The organism is Paenibacillus sp. VT-400 (genome assembly GCF_001029205.1).
Taxonomy (GTDB): Bacteria; Bacillota; Bacilli; order Paenibacillales; family Paenibacillaceae; genus Paenibacillus; species Paenibacillus amylolyticus.
Genome location: NZ_LELF01000046.1, coordinates 1 through 526 on the forward strand (window position 1 = coordinate 1; position 526 = coordinate 526).

1 rRNA gene is annotated in these 526 nt (G+C 53.0%); it reads right to left on the reverse strand.

Annotated features, from left to right (window positions below):
* Positions 1 to 526 (reverse strand): 23S ribosomal RNA (locus EL84_RS02595); the annotation flags it as partial.

Here is a 526-nt window from a genome sequence, read left to right on the forward strand (position 1 = left end):
TCGCCCTATTCAGACTCGCTTTCGCTGCGGCTCCGGCTCTTCACCTTAACCTTGCACGGGAACGTAACTCGCCGGTTCATTCTACAAAAGGCACGCCATCACCCCTAAAACGGGCTCTGACTTTTTGTAAGCACACGGTTTCAGGTTCTATTTCACTCCCCTTCCGGGGTGCTTTTCACCTTTCCCTCACGGTACTGCTTCACTATCGGTCGCTAGGAAGTATTTAGCCTTGGCAGATGGTCCTGCCGGATTCATACGGGGTTTCACGTGCCCCGCACTACTCGGGATCCGTCTCGGAGGGAACAGACTTTCAACTACAGGGCTTTTACCTTCTTTGGCGGGCCTTTCCAGACCTCTTCGCTTAACCGGTTCCTTTGTAACTCCATGTGAGACGTCCCACAACCCCAAAGAGCAAGCTCCTTGGTTTGGGCTTCTCCGCGTTCGCTCGCCGCTACTGACGGAATCACTATTGTTTTCTCTTCCTCAGGGTACTTAGATGTTTCAGTTCCCCTGGTATGCCTCTGCA